Raw genomic sequence first — 15,585 nt, 5'->3', positions numbered from 1 at the left:
GCACTCGATCATGAAGGAGCACCGTCATGGCGACCCGGCTCGGACTCGGACTCCCGCAGATGCGGCACTACTCCATCGGCAGGGACGTACCCGACGTGGCGCGCACGGCCGAACAGATCGGCTACGACAGCCTCTGGGTCTTCGAACGGGCCCTGTTCCCCGACCCGGCCACCCAAGGTCTCTACGGCATCGAGGGACTTCCCTGGCCGGACGGTTACCGGCACGTCGCCGATCCGCTGGTCACCCTCGCCCTGGCGGCGACGGCCACCGAGCGGGCCGAACTCGGCTCCAGTGTGCTGGTGGCACCGCTGCACCAGCCGTTCCAACTGGCCAAGGCGCTCGCCTCGGTGGACGCGGCGAGCGGCGGCCGGCTGATCGCCGGCTTCGGCACCGGCTGGTCCCTGGACGAGTACGCGGCGGCCGGGATCCGTCCGTTCGAGGAGCGGGGCCAGGTGCTGGACGAGATCATCGAGGTGTGCCGGGCGGTGTGGGGCCCCGACCCGGTGCGCTACGAGGGCCGGATCACGAAGATCGCCTCGGCCGCGGTGGGGCCGAAGCCCGTCCGGCCGATCCCGGTCCTGCTGGCCGCGGGCAACAAGCGGGCACTGCGGCGGCTGGTCGACCACGCCGACGGCTGGCTGCCGGTGTCCACGGGCGCCGAGCAGCTGGCGGCGCAGTGGCGGCAGGTACAGGACCTGGCGGCCGAGCGGGGACGCACGGAGCCCCTCCGTTTGGTCCTGCGGGCGAACTCGATCCTCTCGGCCGAGCCCCACACCGGTTCCGACCGCCGGCCCTTCCAGGGCGACGCCGACCAGATCGTCGAGGACCTGGCGGCCCACGCGGCCGCCGGTGCGCAGGAGATCATCGTCGAGCTGCAGACCAGCGCCCGCGACGCCGAGCACCTGAAGGACATCGCGACGGAGGTCTACGAGAAGGCCCGGGCCGCCGGGGTCTAGTGCCGCGAACCCGTCTAGTTCTCGGGGAGTTCCACCGGCGCGATCTCGTCGAACACGTCGCCAGGCCCGGGGTTGCCGGGATCCGTCGCCCCACCGAAGTGGTGCATCACGCCCCAGACCGCGTTCAGCGCGGTCTGGACGGCGCCCTCGGCCCACCCGGCGGTCCACGAGATGTCGTCCCCGGCGAGGAAGAGACCGCGCCGGCCGGCGGGCAGCCGGTCCTGCATGAAGTGGGTGAACAGCCGCCGCTGGTAGCGGTAGTGACCGGGCAGGTTGGCCTTGAACGCGCCCAGGAAGCAGGGCTCGTCCTCCCAGGAGACCGTCACCGGGTCGCCGATGACGTGCCCCCTGATGTCGACGTCCGGGTAGATCTCGCCGAGCGACTTCAGCATGACCTCCATCCGCTCGTCCGCGGACAGCGGCAGCCACTTCAGGCTGTCGTCGCACCAGGTGTAGGAGAGGCAGATGACCGCCGGCCGGTCCGGACCGTTGTCGAGCAGATAGGTGCCGCGTGTCATGCGGTCGGTGAGCGTCATCGACATCACGTCCCGGCCGGTGGCCGGGTCCTTGTCCCGCCAGAACGGCCGGTCGACCGGGACGAACAGCTTGCTGGACTCCATGTAGTGGGTGCGCTCGATCGCCGTCCAGTGGTCGATCGGAAAGAGCGAGTCGTCGCAGGCGATCCTGGAGAGCAGCAGCCAGGACTGGGCGGTGAAGACGGCCGCCCGGTAGGTGCGGACGTCGCCGTGTTCGTCCGTCACCGTGATCCGGTCGCCCGCGGTGCGGTGCAGCCGGGTCACGGCGGGACGCGGCTCACCGTCGTCGTGCAGCGACGCGAGGGAGGTCCCGGGAGCCCAGTGCACGATCTTCTCCGGCTCGCGCCGCCACAGGCGCAGCGGCAGTTGCTGGGAGCCGCCGACGATGCCGCGGTGGTGGTCGTCGGCCTCGGTGTAGACGACGCGCAGGATCTCCAGGATGGAGTTCGGGAAGTCGGTGTCCCAGCCGCCGGTGCCGAAGCCGACCTGCCCGAAGATCTCACGGTGCCGGAAGGACCTGAAGGCATCGGAGTCGCACAGGAATCCGTAGAAGGTCTGGTTGTCGAGCTTCTCGACGAGCCGCGCCCAGATCTCCCGGATGCGCGGCACGTCCCGTTCGCGTACGGCGCGGTTCATGGCGGAGAAGTCCGCGCCCTCTTCGAGACACCTGTGCCAGGCGTCGGCGACGTCCCGGTAGACCTGCGGCAGGTCGTCGATCGTCGCGGCGTAGTGCGACTCGCCCTTGAGGTCGACGACGGTGGACGGTGTCACCTCGGCGAGGGGGTTGGGGAACGGGCTGGTCCGAAGGCCGACGAGGTCGACGTAGTGCTGGAGCGCCGTGGCGGACGGCGGGAAGCGCATCGCGCCCAGCTCGGCGGTCAGGGACGGGTCGCAGCCGTCGAAGCCGACCGTGCGCAGCCGGCCGCCGAGCTGGTCCGCCTCGTACACGACGGGCCTGAGGCCCATCTTCATCAGCTCGTAGGCGGCGACGAGGCCGGACAGGCCACCGCCGATGACCGCGACCTCGGTGCCGTGCTCGGTCGCGGGTATCTGGCCGAGGCCCGCCGGGTGGGCGAGGAAATCGTCGTACGCGTAGGGGAAGTCCGGTCCGAACATGGTGATCGGCGGCTGTGGTCTGGCTGCCTGCTCGGCGGCGGCGGGCACCGTGGACGTCATGGGGTACGGGCTCCTTGCACGGGTGGACTCAAGGGGAGGGCGAGCGGTGCTCAGACCAGGGACCGGTACAGGCCGGGGCGGCGGTCCCGCAGATACGGGTTGGCCTCGCGGGAGGCCGCGAGGAGGTCGGGGTCGGTGTCGGCGAGGACGAGTTCCGCGGTGCCGCCCGCCCGGCCGCGGGCGACGCCGTCCGGGCCGGCCAGCGTGGACAGCCCGGCGAACTCGAACTCGCCCTCCGGACCGACCCGGTTGACGTACGCGATGTACATCTGGTTCTCGAAGGCCCGCACGGGGACCAGTGACTCGGCGACGAACTGGTACGGATGCATCAGCGCCGTCGGCACGACGAGCAGGTCGGTGCCGGCCAGCGCATGGGCCCGGACGTTCTCCGGGAACTCGACGTCGTAGCAGATCAGCAGGCCGACGGTGCGGCCGTTCAGCTCGGCCTGTACGACCGGCCGGTCGCCGGGGGTGAAGTGGGCCTGTTCGAAGCTGCCGAAGAGGTGGGTCTTGCGGTAGTTGGCGAGCCGGGTGCCGTCGGCGGAGATCAGCTGGGCGGAGTTGTGGACGGCGCCGCCCGCGCGCTCCGGGTAGCCGTAGGCGATCGCGAGACCGTGCCGGGCGGCGATGCCGGCGACCGCGGCGGCGCCCGCCCCGTCGGCGGGCTCGGCGAGCCGGCCGACGGCGTCGCCGATCGCGTACCCCGTCAGGAACAGTTCCGGCGCGGCCAGCAGCCCGGCGCCCGCGGCGGCGGCGCGGGCCGCGGCCTCGTCGAGGACCTTGAGGTTCTCGACGACGGATCCGGGGCGGCCGGAGCTCTGGAGCAGGGCGGTGCGCATGCGTGGTCCTCACCGGTGCGGTGGCGGGGGGCGGGGGCATCTAGACCGTACGGTCGGCGCGCCGGGCCGGACAAGAAGCAGCCGTTGCGCACCGGTGAGCGGTTCGTTGCGTGCTCCGCGCCCGCCCGGCGATTCGTTGCGCGTCCGCCGGTTTGGCGGGTGCGCAACGCGTTGCCGGGTCGTGCCTGGCCACCCACGGATCGGCCTGGGCACGCGCGGGTACGTACGCGCGCGTGCCCGCAGCGCCTGTCGCCCGTGCGCGCCGCATCGGCCCTGGGCACCGGTCGCCCGCGCCTGCTACCGCGGCTGTGAGCGTCTGTCGTCCGCGTACGCCTGTCCCCCGGGTGGGGGCGGGCGTCGGTCCGGGGTGACGGTGGATCAGCCCGGTGCGCCCGAGGAGAACCGGCGCAGCAGCGGCGACAGCACCAGCACGGACTTGGTCCGTTCCACGAACGGCTCGCCCGCGATCCGCTCCAGCACCCGTTCGAAGTGGCGCATGTCGGAGGCGAAGACCTGGACGACGGCGTCCGCGTCACCGGTGACGGTGGACGCGGCCACCACCTCCTGGTAGCGCTCCAGGCCCCGCTGGATGGTCTCCGGAGAGGTGTTGCGCCGGCAGTAGACCTCGATGAACCCCTCGGTCTCCCAGCCGAGTGCCGCCGGGTCCACCCGTACCGTGAAGCCGGTGATGGCGCCGGTGGCGCGCAGCCGGTCCACGCGCCGTTTCACCGCCGGCGCGGACAGGCCGACCAGGTGCCCGATGTCCGCGTAGGAGCGGCGGGCGTCCGCGGCGAGGGCGTGCACGATGCGTGCGTCGAGATCGTTCAGCACTGCGGGTGGTTCACTTCTTCGTCGGGGTCCTACTCCGCCGCCGCGACGGTCTGCGGGGTCACGGGACGGGAACGGCGATGGCCGTACACGAAGTAGAACACGAGCCCCACCGTCGTCCGGACGCCGAACACCACCCAGGTGACCGTGGACGGACCGCCCCTCATACGGAAGGTCACCCGTGCGGCGCACGGCACCGTCCCGCCGCCGCGCACCGGCTCGGCGACCGCGGGCCCTCCCCGGTTCCCGGCGCGGCGGCGCGTCCGGCCGCCGGCCGGGCCGCGCGCCGCGGCCGGGTCAGTTCCAGCTGGCGTGCAGGGGCTTGCCCTCGGCGTAGCCGGCCGCGCTCTGCACGCCGACGATGGCCTTCTCGCTGAACTCGTCCAGGGAGGCGGCGCCGGCGTAGGTGCAGGCGGAGCGGACGCCCGCGATGATCGAGTCGATCAGGTCCTCGACACCCGGACGGGCCGGGTCGAGGAACATGCGGGAGGTGGAGATGCCCTCCTCGAACAGCGCCTTGCGGGCACGGTCGTAGCCCGACTCCTCCGTGGTGCGGTTGCGCACGGCGCGCGCGGACGCCATGCCGAACGACTCCTTGTAGAGCCGGCCGCTCGCGTCCTGCTGGAGGTCGCCGGGCGACTCGTACGTGCCGGCGAACCAGGAGCCGATCATGACGTTGGAGGCGCCCGCCGCCAGCGCCATCGCCACGTCGCGCGGGTGCCGCACTCCGCCGTCGGCCCACACGTGCTTGCCGTACTTGCGTGCCTCGGCGGCGCACTCCAGCACGGCCGAGAACTGCGGCCGGCCGACGCCGGTCATCATGCGGGTGGTGCACATCGCGCCGGGGCCCACGCCCACCTTGACGATGTCGGCGCCCGCCTCGATCAGGTCCCTGACGCCCTCGGCGGAGACGATGTTGCCCGCGACCACCGGGACCTTCGGGCCGAGGTCCCGCACCAGCTTGAGCGCGTTGACCATCGACTGCTGGTGGCCGTGCGCGGTGTCGATGACGAGCGTGTCGACGCCGGCGTCCAGCAGTTGTTTCGACCTGCCCGCAACATCGCCGTTGACGCCGACGGCGGCGGCGATGCGCAGCCTGCCGTGGGCGTCGGTGGCCGGCGTGTACAGCGTGGCGCGCAGCGCGCCCTTGCGGGTGAGGATGCCGGCCAGCTTGCCGTCCCCGTCCACCGCCGGGGCGTAGCGGCGGTTGGCCGTGTCCAGCGTGTTGAACGCCTCGCGCGGGTCGATGTCCGCGTCGAGCAGCAGCAGGTCGCGGGACATGACCTCGGTCAGCTGGGTGAAGCGGTCGACCCCGGACAGGTCCCGGTCGGTGACGACCCCGACCGGTCGGCCGGTCCCGTCGACGACGACACCGGCGTTGTGCGCCCGCTTCGGCAGCAGGGCCAGCGCGTCGGCGACGGTCTGGTGCGGGGCCAGCACGATCGGCGTGTCGAGGACCAGGTGGCGGCTCTTCACCCAGGTGATGACGTCGGTGACGACGTCGATCGGGATGTCCTGCGGCACCACCACCAGTCCGCCGCGCCGGGCCATCGTCTCGGCCATGCGCCGCCCCGCGACGGCGGTCATGTTAGCGACGACCAGCGGGATCGTGGTGCCCGTGCCGTCCGGGGAGCTGAGGTCCACGTCCTGACGCGAGCCCACCGAAGAACGGCTCGGCACCATGAACACGTCGTCGTACGTCAGGTCGTAGGGCGCCGACGAACTCGGCACAAGCCGACCGGTACCCGGCTCAAGAAAACGCATGACCCTACTTTTTCACGTGAAACGGCGCAGGTCACTGCCGCGAAGACACGACGAAGGGGCCCCATGCCCGTTGGTTCCTCCAAGCGGGCGGAAGGGGCCGCGCCGGCGGGAAGCGGATACCTGCCTTGCACACAGATTCTACCCAGGGGGCTACAGGGGGGCTACGACGCTGGTGGCGTCGGGTTCAGCCCGGTGCGCCGACCGGCCGGCGCCGGACGGTCGGCGCACCGCGGTCACTCCTGGTTCAGCCCAGCGCGAGGGCCACGGTCAGTCGTCGTTCCCGCTCGGACGCCTCGGTGAACACGTCCTGTGCGACCGTCCACTCCTGCGGCTGCCGCCGCGCGTACGCCCGCCAGCCGGTGACGACGACGAGCAGCGCGCGGCCGGCCGTCCGCGACGGCCACACGGACGGGTCGGCGAGACTGTCGGCGAGGGCGTCCCAGTTGCGCCCGAACCAGTCGGGCAGCTCCAGCGCCCGCGCGGAGCGGTCCATGAGGCCCGCCTTGTCGATGATGCCCGCGAGGTCGAGCATCACGACGTACGGGGTCGACGTCGGCGACGGGGTCGTCATCTCAGCACCGTCCGGAACGATTCGTAGTGATCATCGGAGTAGCGGGCCTTCCCGCCCGGCCTCGCGGTGATGCCTCCGGTTGCCTTCGGACGGGTTCGGCGGGGCGGGACCGAGGCGCGGAAACGTGCACGGGGACGACCCGTGACCAGCATGTGCCGATGCTGTCACGGCCGCCCCCGCGTGGGTCCGCCGCCCGGGCCGGTCAGGGTCCGTCGGGGTCCGACCGGTTCAGGGCGGGCCGCGGCGCCGGGCCGGCGGTCATCAGGTAGTCCGCGGCCGAGGTGTCCGTCACCAGGCTGGTGACGAGACCCGAGCGCAGCACGGCGTCGATCGCGGCCGCCTTGCGCTGCCCGCCGGCGATCGCCACGACCTCCGGGACCCGCCGCAGCTGATCGGCCTTGACCGTGATGCACCGCTCCCCCAGGTCCCGGCCGATCCGGCGGCCCTCCGAGTCGAAGAGGTGCGCGGACATCTCGGCGGCTACCCCGAGCGAGTCGTAGTGGCCGCGCTCCTCGTCGCTGAGCATGTCGTACACCGCCGAGATGCCCGGTTCCCAGGAGCCGATCGAGACACAGGCGACCGTGACCTTGTCGAAGTACTCGAAGGCACGGGCGATCCCGGTCTGGTTGCGCAGCGCTGCCGCGGTGGCCGCGTCCGGCAGCAGCATCGGCGCGTAGATCGGGTGCGCGTCGCCGCCGGACACCTGGGCGGCGCGGCGGACGGCCTCGACCGAGCCGCGCTCGGCGGTCCCGGCGTCGTACACGCCGGTCAGCTGCACCACCGTGCACGGCGGCAACCGGTCGAGGGCGGCGGCCATGTGAATGGTGGACCGGCCCCAGGCCAGGCCCAGCACGTCTCCCTCGTTGACCAGCTCGCCGAGCAGGTCGGCCGCGACCTCGCCGAGGTTCTCCGGATCCGGGGTCTCCTCCGCCTCGGCCGGGGACTCGACCACGACGGCGTGCCTGAGCCCGTAGCGGGCGCGGAGCGCGTCGGAGCGCTCGGCGTCCAGTTCGGCCGGCACACGGATCTCGATGCGTACGAGATCCCGTTCGAGGGCGGTCTCCAGGACCCTGGCCACCTTGAAGCGGCTGACGCCGAACTCCTCCGCGATCTGGATCTTGGACTTGCCCTCAAGGTAGAAGCGGCGGGCCATGGCCGCCGCCTGCACCAGCTCAGCGGGTCCCATCCGCGTGCGGCCCGCCGACATACCCGACACGGCGATCTCCTCACTGCTGTTCACATTCTCGATTCGCCGTTCATCCTTGCAGATCCGGCGCGGTTGATCAGCCCCGATGGCCGCCGTTCACGTAGCTGTGGCTCACTGGTCGCATGCCCAGGACGCCTTCGCGGTGGCCGCCTCCGCCTGGCTGCGCAGTGCACGTACCGCCGCTGCCGGGTCGTTTGCCCCGTAGACCGCCGAACCGGCGACGAAGACGTCCGCTCCCGCGTCCGCGCATCGCTCGATCGTGGCCGCCGACACGCCCCCGTCCACCTGGAGCCACAGTTCGAGGCCGTGCTTGGCGATCAGCTCCCGGGTACGGCGGATCTTCGGGAGCATGATGTCGAGGAACGCCTGCCCGCCGAAGCCCGGCTCGACCGTCATGATCAGCAGCATGTCGAGTTCCGGGAGCAGATCCTCGTACGGTTCGACGGGCGTCGCGGGCTTGAGCGCCATGGAGGCGCGGGCGCCCTTGGCGCGGATCTCACGGGCGAGCCTGACGGGTGCGCCGGCCGCCTCGACGTGGAAGGTGACCGAGGAGGCGCCCGCCTCGACGTACTGCGGTGCCCAGCGGTCGGCGTCCTCGATCATCAGGTGGCAGTCCAGCGGTGTGTCCGTGGCCCGGGCCAGGGACTCCACGACCGGTACGCCGAGCGTCAGGTTCGGGACGAAGTGGTTGTCCATGACGTCGACATGGAGCCAGTCGGCTCCCTCGACCGCCTTCGCCTCGTCCGCGAGGCGGGCGAAGTCGGCGGACAGGATGCTGGGGTTGATCTGCACGGCCATGCCCCCAAGCCTGCCACGTCCGGGCCGGGTCCCTCGCGCCGGGCACGAAGGGCGGCCGGCCGGCGGCCGCCGTACCGCGGAGCCCCCCCGGTAGCCCCGGTCGGAGCCCCGGACCCGGTCCCGGGCCCGACCCGGTGTGGTCGATCGCCATCCGCCCGGTCCAGCCCGCTCGACGCGGTTCGCCCGGATCCGTCGGCAGTGGATCCGGCGGCGGTGGAGCGGTGACGGTGGCAGTGCCTCCCGCAGGAGGCGGTCCGCCGCCGCGTTCGGACCGGCCACCAGCCGGACGGCGAACCGGCGGACCGGCGGACCAGGAGCCCGGTGTAGGTTCTCGAATCCGCTGACCAATCACACCTCGCCTACCTGCACTGATCAGTCGTGTCTCAGTAGTGGCCATGAGTAGTTCGTCTCACGATCTTGGCCACTGAGGCACCTCTGCAACACATCGCGCACGCTGGCGGGCCCACCAACCACTTCCTGACGCACCCCGACAAGGACCATCCGGACTCCGGTGGTGGTCCCGGACCCTGAACGGCCTGACGAAGCAGGGGCACAGTCACGACGAACTCGCCCGGCAGATCCTTGCCGTGCGGTTCCATGGCTACCATTCGCAATGGTGGCGGCCGATCCAGCACACACTGCCCTCCCAGTCCTTCGCTTTCTACCTGGTGCGCCGCGCCATCTCCCGTGACGCGGTGATCGTCCTCGGGCGCATCGCGGCCATCTGGAAGATCGCCGTGCCGGAGCTGGCGTCGCATCCGAATGTGGTGGCGCCGAAACAAAACCGGAGCGTGCAGATCAGCAATTCAGCCCTGAGAACTTCGAGCGGATCGAGCAAGCCCTCAAGAGCTGAGCACGCACGGCGATGCGGTGCGCGCCCAGCGGGAAGGACGGTCAGAGGTTGGCACGCGCTTCGGCCAGCTTCACATCCGCCGCCCGCATCTCCCCGCATGCCTGCGGGTGCCTCTGATCCATCTCCTCAAGCCGTACCGGCGATTTGGACAGAGCCGTGGTCGCCTTCAAGTCCAGTTCGGCGTCGAACTCGTACGGCTTTTGCGAACCGATCGGCGCCGGTCGCGGCGACGACGTCACATGCGCCATCGCCGCGATCTTCCCTTCGACCCCGCCGAAGTAGATCCACAGCCGGTCGCCCTCCCTCATCCGCTTCAGCGGCTTCCCGAGCCACCACTCGGTCGGACCGGAGTCTTCGCGCGCCAGCCTCGCGACTCGCGCTGGGGTGGAGGGGCCGTTGTCGATCGTGTCGCGTTCCGGGTCCAGGCAGTACAGCCAGTCCCTAGGACTGACGAGCTGGTAGACGGCGCGTCCACCTCGGTTCGGAATCTTTTCCAGCACCTCCTGCTCGGTCAGTGCCCGCAGCAGTGCGCGGGCCCGCTTGTCGTCGGTCTCCCAGCCGTAGCTGTTCATGGTGGCGACGACGCGGGCCGGGTCCCACTCTCCCTCCTCGCCGGTCACCCGGCTCTCCAGCACCTGCACCTGGGTCAGCCGTGTCTGATTGCGTGGCCGGCCGTGCCGTTCCAGCAGGTTGTACAGCTTTGCCGCGCCCATACCCGCGGCGATGCCGAGGGCGCTCCGGTCCACGGTGCCGCTTTCGTCGACCGCCACGATGGCCCTCTCCCGCCAATCCTCCAGGCCATCCAGCAGTCTGGTCACGACTGCGATGTCCCGCCACAGGTCATGAGGCGCGGCCTGCTCCGACAGTGGCACCTTGTCTTGCAGTGCGGCGCGCACCACTCGGGCGAGCTGGTCGGAGGAGATCACGACGCTCTCCTGGCTTCCGTCATCACCGAAATTAAAGTCAACCCGCGTCGCCATGGCGACTCCTCTTCTCTGGATTGGAGAGGAGGTTACATTCTGCTTCTGTCGGCGCACCACCGCTTTGACGGCACTGGGCTGTTGGGCATCCCGAAGCGACCGGTCAGGTCGCGGGCGCGGCCCGGCGTAAGGCCATTGAGGTCCTGGCCGCCCGCGTCCCGACCCTGGCCGAGGGGAAGATCGCCACAGCCAGGGCGTGCATCATCCTGGACGGCACACTGCTGTCGATCGACAAGATCACCGTCGAAATACCGTGCTACTCGGGCAAAACACAAGAGCAATGCTCAGAACCTGTGGATCGGCTCGGTGAGGGCGCACCCTCCCGAGTGATCGATTCGAAGGTCACTGAGTAGGCCGGCGTTGGCGCGTCGGCTGGGAGGGCACGCCCATGCTTAACGTAGTTGATGCCGCCGGAACGACGCCGAACGGCTTCCTGATCGACGAGATCGTCCGGGAGGGCGCCCGGCGGATGCTGGCTGCCGCGCTGGAAGCGGAGGTGAACGGCTATCTCGCTGACCTGGCCGACCAGCGTGACGAGCATGGTCGCCGTCTGGTCGTGCGCAACGGTTTCCACGCAGAGCGGACGATAGCCACCACGGCCGGGCCGGTGCAGGTCAAAGCGCCGCGAGTGAACGACCAGCGGATCGATGCCGAGACCGGGGAACGCAAACGGTTCTCCTCGGCGATCCTGCCGCCGTGGGCCCGCAAGACCCCGAAGATATCGGACGTGCTGCCGCTGCTGTACCTGCACGGCCTGTCCACCGGCGACTTCGTCCCGGCACTGGAACAGTTCCTCGGCTCGGCCGCCGGGCTGTCGTCGGCGACCGTGTCGCGGCTGACCGCGCAGTGGAGCGACGATCACAAAGCGTTCCAGAAACGGGACCTATCGAAGACCGACTTCGTCTACGTGTGGGCCGACGGCGTGCACCTGAAGGTGCGCCTGGACGAGGCCAAGGCATGCGTGCTGGTCATGGTCGGCGTTCGGGCCGACGGCAGCAAGGAGCTGATAGCCCTGGACGAGGGCTACCGGGAGTCCGGCGAGTCCTGGGCGAACCTGCTGCGCGACTGCGCCCGGCGCGGCATGCGCGCCCCGGTACTGGCCATCGGCGACGGCGCGCTGGGCTTCTGGAAGGCGCTGCGCGAGGTGTTCCCCGAAACGCGCGAGCAGAGATGCTGGGTGCACAAAACGGCAAATGTCCTGGATGCTCTCCCGAAGTCGGCGCAGCCGGCGGCGAAGAACGCGATCGCAGACATCTACAATGCCGAGGACAAAGACCAGGCCAGGGCCACCGTCAAGGCGTTCGCGAAGCAGTATGGCGCGAAGTTCCCCAAGTCCGTGGCGAAGGTCGTCGACGACGAGGACGTGCTGCTGGCGTTCTACGACTACCCGGCCGAGCACTGGATCCACCTGCGTACCACGAACCCGATCGAGTCGACCTTCTCCACTGTGCGGCTGCGCACCAAGGTCACCCGCGGCGCCGGGTCGCGGTCGGCCGCACTGGCGATGACGTTCAAGCTGATCGAGTCCGCCCAGGAACGCTGGCGCGCGGTCAATGCGCCGCACCTGGTCGCCCTCGTGCGAGCCGGAGCCCGCTTCAAGCGCGGCGTCCTCGTCGAACGGGAGGACGCCAGCGCGGCCTGAGCCGCGTCCCGATCGCGGGATTCGACAGCCGCACGTTCGTGCCCGGCTTCACACCGAGGGTGTACCTCGTCCGAGCAGCCTGCTGAGCTCGTGGGCCAGGGCGACCGAGGCGTCGATCTCGACCTTGCGGATGGACACGCTCTCCACGAGGAAGCCGAACGGCATGCCGAGCTTGCGGCAGAAGGCGATCAGGTCCCGGGCGTTCGCCAAGCAGTGCTGGTAGACTCGGCCAGGGTGTCGTCCGCATGGCGTAGGGAGTTCTCCAGCCAGCGCGGGACGTCGACGCCGAGCCATTGGAGGAACGCCAGCGTCTTCACCGAGCCGCACACCGAGAGCGTGAGCAGGACGGGCCTCGGTTCGAGGTCCCGCTCGCGGCAGGCGTAGTAGTAGTCGGAGACCATGCTTTTCGCCGCGTCGGCGCTGTAGATGACCTGCGAGATGAAGTACGCGCATCCGGCCACCTGCTTGGCGACGAGCCGCAGATGCTCCTCGGGGCGTTCGGTGATGGCCACGCCACCGAGCAGCAGGTCTGGGCGGACATCGCGGCGCAGGTCCTGCGCCTCGGACAGGCCGGTCCGCACCGCCTTCCCCTTCGAGGACGCGCCGACGAAGACGCCGAGCAGCCGGTCGGCGTCGGCCGTCCGCAGCCAGGTCCGAAGCTCCGTCTGGGAGTACTTGCCGACGCACCGGTAGACGACCACCGGGCGGTTCCACTTGCCGAGATAGTCCGCGTGGTACACGGCAGGGTCGATGGTCGGCAGGTACGGAAACGGCCGCTGCGCCGGATTACGGTCGCTCTCATCGTCGATGTCGTACAGCGCCAGACCGTCGACATCGAGGGACTCCAACCGTGCCAGGGTGGCTGCGGTGATCTCCCGGATCCGCTCGGGAGTGTTGCTCAGGCGGGGCGGCGTGATGCCGAACAACAGGACACCGCTGTCGGCATCGGCCACCCGGCTTCGGAGATCTGTGCCGTCGCTCTGGTTCGCCATGACGCGGAAGTTAGCAGCTCATCCGCCATGCGGCAGGCGAACACCACCCTGTGAGACGGGACTCGGTTCTGAACCAACTGACGTCCGGCCGCGCGGACCAGATCCACAGAATTTGACAATTGCTCCAAACACAAACGGCGCGGCATGAACCTTCAGATCCTCACATTCGGCCGAATGCTGTGGGCTTCCCCGGCCCTGCCAGGCTCCACCCAAGACCTGACCGCTGCCCGCTAGCGCGGGATCGTCGACGCACTCGCCGCCGCGGGGACTGAAGTGCTGGGCGGACAAGGCGTACCAAGGCGCCGGGCGGCACATCCGAGTCCCCTTCCGGGGCCGTCGGCTCAGGCACTGGAAGCGGCGGCGCAACAACAGCCACGTCAAGATCCGAGGCGTCGGCGAGCAGGCCATGGCCGTCTTGAAGGGCTGGCGCCTCCTGCGGGATCTCCGCTGCGGCACCAACCGGAGTGCCGTCCTCGTCCTTCACTACGCCTCAACGTGAGGTTGGAAGACGCTAATTCTTCCGGAAAACACAGCGCCGGAGACTGAACCACGGAGGCAACCGACAGGCCAACCTTGCCCTCTACCTCATCGTCGTGACACGCATACACCGGGACGCCCGCACTCACACCTACCTCGAACGACGCACCGTGCTGCGGCGCACCAGCCAGGCGAACCGGGCCTTCGCCGACCCCGACGACCTGATCACCGCCATCAGGCGCGGCCTTCGCCAACTCCAGTACCGACACGACGTCTTCGATGGCTGCCTCATCGACATCGGCCTACGCAAACCACCATGACGACATCACGCATTCAAGGTCAGTAACCGCCAGGCACAAGCACCAGCGCGATCTGTGGGCGGAGCTCAGGCTGTCGGGCTCGTGAGCTCGCGGACGCGGTCGCCGTAGAAGCCCTGCTTGTCCGCCTCCATGACTCGCTCAAAGTACTCCCGGGCGCGTCGCCGATCCCCGACCATGAAGTAGTACTTCCCGAGCTCGAAGAGGCTGAACAGGTCGAAGGCGTCAAGCGCCAGGGCCTGGTTGTAGAAGCTGAGAGCGAGGCGATCGTTCCCGTTGAGGGCGTGCGCCCACCCGAGCTTGGAGTAGACGACGACGGCATCCGGCCGCTCCGCTCGAACGGTCTCGAGCAACTGGATCGCGCGCCCGTAATCGCCATCAAGTCCCGCCGCGACGGCGAGCCGGAACCGCGAGTACGGCCGGTTGACGGCGTCCACAAGGCGCTCGTAGATCGCCACCGCGTCGCCGTACCGCTGGAGGCTGGTGTACAGCTGACCGAGTCGCTCGAGCACGTCGCGTCGCTGCTGACCCTCGACCGGGTAGCCACGATCGAAGGCAACGAGCAGCTGCTCGTACGCTTCGGCCGCTTTGCGGTCGTACCCCAGTCGCATACAGATGCCGCCGAGCATCCGCAGGTACTGAGGATGGCCGTCGCTCCGATCGACAGCGGCCTCCGCCGCCTCCAGGGCACCTTGAGCGTCGCCCTCGGCGAGCCGCTGCTTGGCCAGTTCGAGGTAGTAGAGCGGACTCGACGAGGGCGGCTGGAAGCCGAGCTGGCTGGGCTCCGAGCGAGCCGGCACGGCTGCCGTCGCCGCCTCAGCGCGCAACCGGTCAAGGCATGCCTGCACGGCGGCGCGCATCGACCCGCAGTTCTGAAAACGGTTCTCGGGCCGCCACGCCATCGCGCGAAGGATTACGTCCTCGAGATCGGCAGGCACATCGCGGTTGACCTCACGAGGCTTGGCGATCTGCACGCCGGTCAGCAGCTGATGCGGGCTCGAGTAGGGCAACCGTCCCGTGGCCATCTCGTAGAGGAGAACGCCGATCGAGTAGAGGTCGCTGACGTCCCGGGCGCGCTTCCCCTCGAGCGCCACCTCCGGGGCCATGTACGCCTCCGTGCCGTGGCGCTTGGTCCAAACCCACACATCCTCAAGCCGGCGGCTCGACCCGAAGTCGGTGATCTTCGCTGCCCCGGACGCCTTGTCGACGAGGATGTTCTGCGGCTTCAGGTCGTTGTGCGAGATGTTCGCGGCGTGGACGGCAGCAAGACCGTCGAGGATCTGCATCGTCCACTCCAGCATCCGTTCGAAGGTGAGCGGCGCCCGCGTACTGACGCTGTCGAGGACCTTCGCCAGGTCGTAGCCATCAACGAACTCCATCTCGATCACGAAGAGCTCGCTGATGTTGTGGAAGCCGTGGACTCGAACGATGTTCGGGTGACGGATTTCCCTGATGATGTCTGACTCCTTGCGAAGCACCTCCTCTCCCTTCTCCTGGTCCTTCGGAATCTTGATCGCGACCGTGGCACCATCCTTCAGCCGCCGCGCCTGCCACACCTCGCCGAAGCTCCCTTTGCCGAGCTCGGCTAGCAAGCGAAACCGATCGCCCAGCTCCTCGCTGGGTTCGCCGCGGAACACGATCAGCGCCAT

Annotated in this window: 13 protein-coding genes and 3 pseudogenes; 4 read left to right on the top strand and 12 right to left on the bottom strand. The window is 69.6% G+C overall.

Features of this window, described 5'->3' with window-relative positions:
* The first annotated feature begins 26 nt into the window (after positions 1 to 26).
* Complete coding sequence (locus tag ACFY2B_RS31170; protein WP_390766403.1) at positions 27 to 956, top strand: LLM class F420-dependent oxidoreductase; 930 nt, start codon at positions 27 to 29, stop codon at positions 954 to 956.
* 14 nt (positions 957 to 970) lie between these two features.
* Here ACFY2B_RS31170 and ACFY2B_RS31165 read toward each other — a convergent pair whose 3' ends face one another.
* The 9 genes and pseudogenes from ACFY2B_RS31165 to ACFY2B_RS31125 all read right to left on the bottom strand — a co-directional run bounded on the left by ACFY2B_RS31165 (position 971) and on the right by ACFY2B_RS31125 (position 10,508).
* Positions 971 to 2,668, bottom strand: coding sequence for an FAD-dependent oxidoreductase (locus ACFY2B_RS31165; RefSeq protein WP_390766402.1), 1,698 nt, complete (start codon positions 2,666 to 2,668; stop codon positions 971 to 973).
* 50 nt (positions 2,669 to 2,718) lie between these two features.
* Positions 2,719 to 3,507, bottom strand: coding sequence for a carbon-nitrogen hydrolase family protein (locus ACFY2B_RS31160; RefSeq protein ID WP_390766401.1), 789 nt, complete (start codon positions 3,505 to 3,507; stop codon positions 2,719 to 2,721).
* Between the two features lie 378 nt (positions 3,508 to 3,885).
* A complete protein-coding gene (locus ACFY2B_RS31155) occupies positions 3,886 to 4,338 on the bottom strand; it encodes an Lrp/AsnC family transcriptional regulator (protein ID WP_390766400.1) in 453 nt (150 codons plus the stop codon).
* A gap of 29 nt (positions 4,339 to 4,367) precedes the next feature.
* Positions 4,368 to 4,502: pseudogene (locus tag ACFY2B_RS31150) on the bottom strand (hypothetical protein); the annotation flags it as partial.
* Between the two features lie 130 nt (positions 4,503 to 4,632).
* Positions 4,633 to 6,099, bottom strand: a complete 1,467-nt coding sequence (locus tag ACFY2B_RS31145; protein ID WP_390766399.1) for a GuaB1 family IMP dehydrogenase-related protein — start codon at positions 6,097 to 6,099, stop codon at positions 4,633 to 4,635.
* A gap of 244 nt (positions 6,100 to 6,343) precedes the next feature.
* Positions 6,344 to 6,670, bottom strand: a complete 327-nt coding sequence (locus ACFY2B_RS31140) for a barstar family protein (RefSeq protein WP_390766398.1) — start codon at positions 6,668 to 6,670, stop codon at positions 6,344 to 6,346.
* Positions 6,671 to 6,872: 202 nt separating this feature from the next.
* Entirely contained in the window at positions 6,873 to 7,910 is a 1,038-nt protein-coding gene (locus ACFY2B_RS31135) for a sugar-binding transcriptional regulator (protein WP_376536408.1), read from the bottom strand.
* Positions 7,911 to 7,988: 78 nt separating this feature from the next.
* Complete coding sequence (rpe, locus tag ACFY2B_RS31130; protein WP_390766397.1) at positions 7,989 to 8,675, bottom strand: ribulose-phosphate 3-epimerase; 687 nt, start codon at positions 8,673 to 8,675, stop codon at positions 7,989 to 7,991.
* Positions 8,676 to 9,569: 894 nt separating this feature from the next.
* On the bottom strand, positions 9,570 to 10,508 hold the full coding sequence (locus ACFY2B_RS31125) for a hypothetical protein (protein ID WP_390766396.1): 939 nt from the start codon (positions 10,506 to 10,508) through the stop codon (positions 9,570 to 9,572).
* 388 nt (positions 10,509 to 10,896) lie between these two features.
* Here ACFY2B_RS31125 and ACFY2B_RS31120 point away from each other — a divergent pair, with 388 nt between their 5' ends.
* Entirely contained in the window at positions 10,897 to 12,150 is a 1,254-nt protein-coding gene (locus ACFY2B_RS31120) for an IS256 family transposase (protein WP_390766395.1), read from the top strand.
* A gap of 48 nt (positions 12,151 to 12,198) precedes the next feature.
* On the opposite strand, the gene ACFY2B_RS31115 is transcribed toward ACFY2B_RS31120, so the two are convergent.
* Positions 12,199 to 12,360: a hypothetical protein gene (locus tag ACFY2B_RS31115; protein WP_390766394.1), complete on the bottom strand. Its 162-nt coding sequence runs from the start codon at positions 12,358 to 12,360 to the stop codon at positions 12,199 to 12,201.
* Positions 12,339 to 13,142, bottom strand: coding sequence for a methylenetetrahydrofolate reductase (locus ACFY2B_RS31110; protein WP_390766393.1), 804 nt, complete (start codon positions 13,140 to 13,142; stop codon positions 12,339 to 12,341). Before ACFY2B_RS31110 ends, ACFY2B_RS31115 begins: the two co-directional genes overlap by 22 nt.
* A 126-nt stretch (positions 13,143 to 13,268) precedes the next feature.
* Between ACFY2B_RS31110 and ACFY2B_RS31105 the strand changes: the two are divergent.
* Both ACFY2B_RS31105 and ACFY2B_RS31100 read left to right on the top strand, forming a co-directional pair.
* Positions 13,269 to 13,641 (top strand): annotated as a pseudogene (locus tag ACFY2B_RS31105) (transposase family protein); the annotation flags it as partial.
* Between the two features lie 145 nt (positions 13,642 to 13,786).
* Positions 13,787 to 13,939, top strand: a pseudogene (locus tag ACFY2B_RS31100) (DDE endonuclease); the annotation flags it as partial.
* 65 nt (positions 13,940 to 14,004) lie between these two features.
* Here ACFY2B_RS31100 and ACFY2B_RS31095 read toward each other — a convergent pair.
* Positions 14,005 to 15,585 (bottom strand): protein kinase, encoded by a 1,581-nt coding sequence (locus ACFY2B_RS31095; protein WP_390766392.1) that lies wholly within the window; start codon positions 15,583 to 15,585, stop codon positions 14,005 to 14,007.

Source organism: Streptomyces sp. NPDC001270, from assembly GCF_042896695.1.
Classification (GTDB): domain Bacteria; phylum Actinomycetota; class Actinomycetes; order Streptomycetales; family Streptomycetaceae; genus Streptomyces.
This window is presented reverse-complemented; position numbering and strand designations above follow the sequence as displayed.

Bases quoted from the DNA above. Each gene is read 5' to 3' on its own strand.
- ACFY2B_RS31160 (WP_390766401.1), bottom strand. From the start codon at position 3,507: ATGCGCACCGCCCTGCTCCAGAGCTCCGGCCGCCCCGGATCCGTCGTC.
- ACFY2B_RS31145 (WP_390766399.1), bottom strand. From the start codon at position 6,099: ATGCGTTTTCTTGAGCCGGGTACCGGTCGGCTTGTGCCGAGTTCGTCG.
- ACFY2B_RS31095 (WP_390766392.1), bottom strand. From the start codon at position 15,585: ATGGCGCTGATCGTGTTCCGCGGCGAACCCAGCGAGGAGCTGGGCGAT.
- ACFY2B_RS31165 (WP_390766402.1), bottom strand. From the start codon at position 2,668: ATGACGTCCACGGTGCCCGCCGCCGCCGAGCAGGCAGCCAGACCACAG.
- ACFY2B_RS31110 (WP_390766393.1), bottom strand. From the start codon at position 13,142: ATGGCGAACCAGAGCGACGGCACAGATCTCCGAAGCCGGGTGGCCGAT.
- ACFY2B_RS31125 (WP_390766396.1), bottom strand. From the start codon at position 10,508: ATGGCGACGCGGGTTGACTTTAATTTCGGTGATGACGGAAGCCAGGAG.
- ACFY2B_RS31140 (WP_390766398.1), bottom strand. From the start codon at position 6,670: ATGACGACCCCGTCGCCGACGTCGACCCCGTACGTCGTGATGCTCGAC.
- ACFY2B_RS31120 (WP_390766395.1), top strand. From the start codon at position 10,897: ATGCTTAACGTAGTTGATGCCGCCGGAACGACGCCGAACGGCTTCCTG.
- rpe (WP_390766397.1), bottom strand. From the start codon at position 8,675: ATGGCCGTGCAGATCAACCCCAGCATCCTGTCCGCCGACTTCGCCCGC.
- ACFY2B_RS31170 (WP_390766403.1), top strand. From the start codon at position 27: ATGGCGACCCGGCTCGGACTCGGACTCCCGCAGATGCGGCACTACTCC.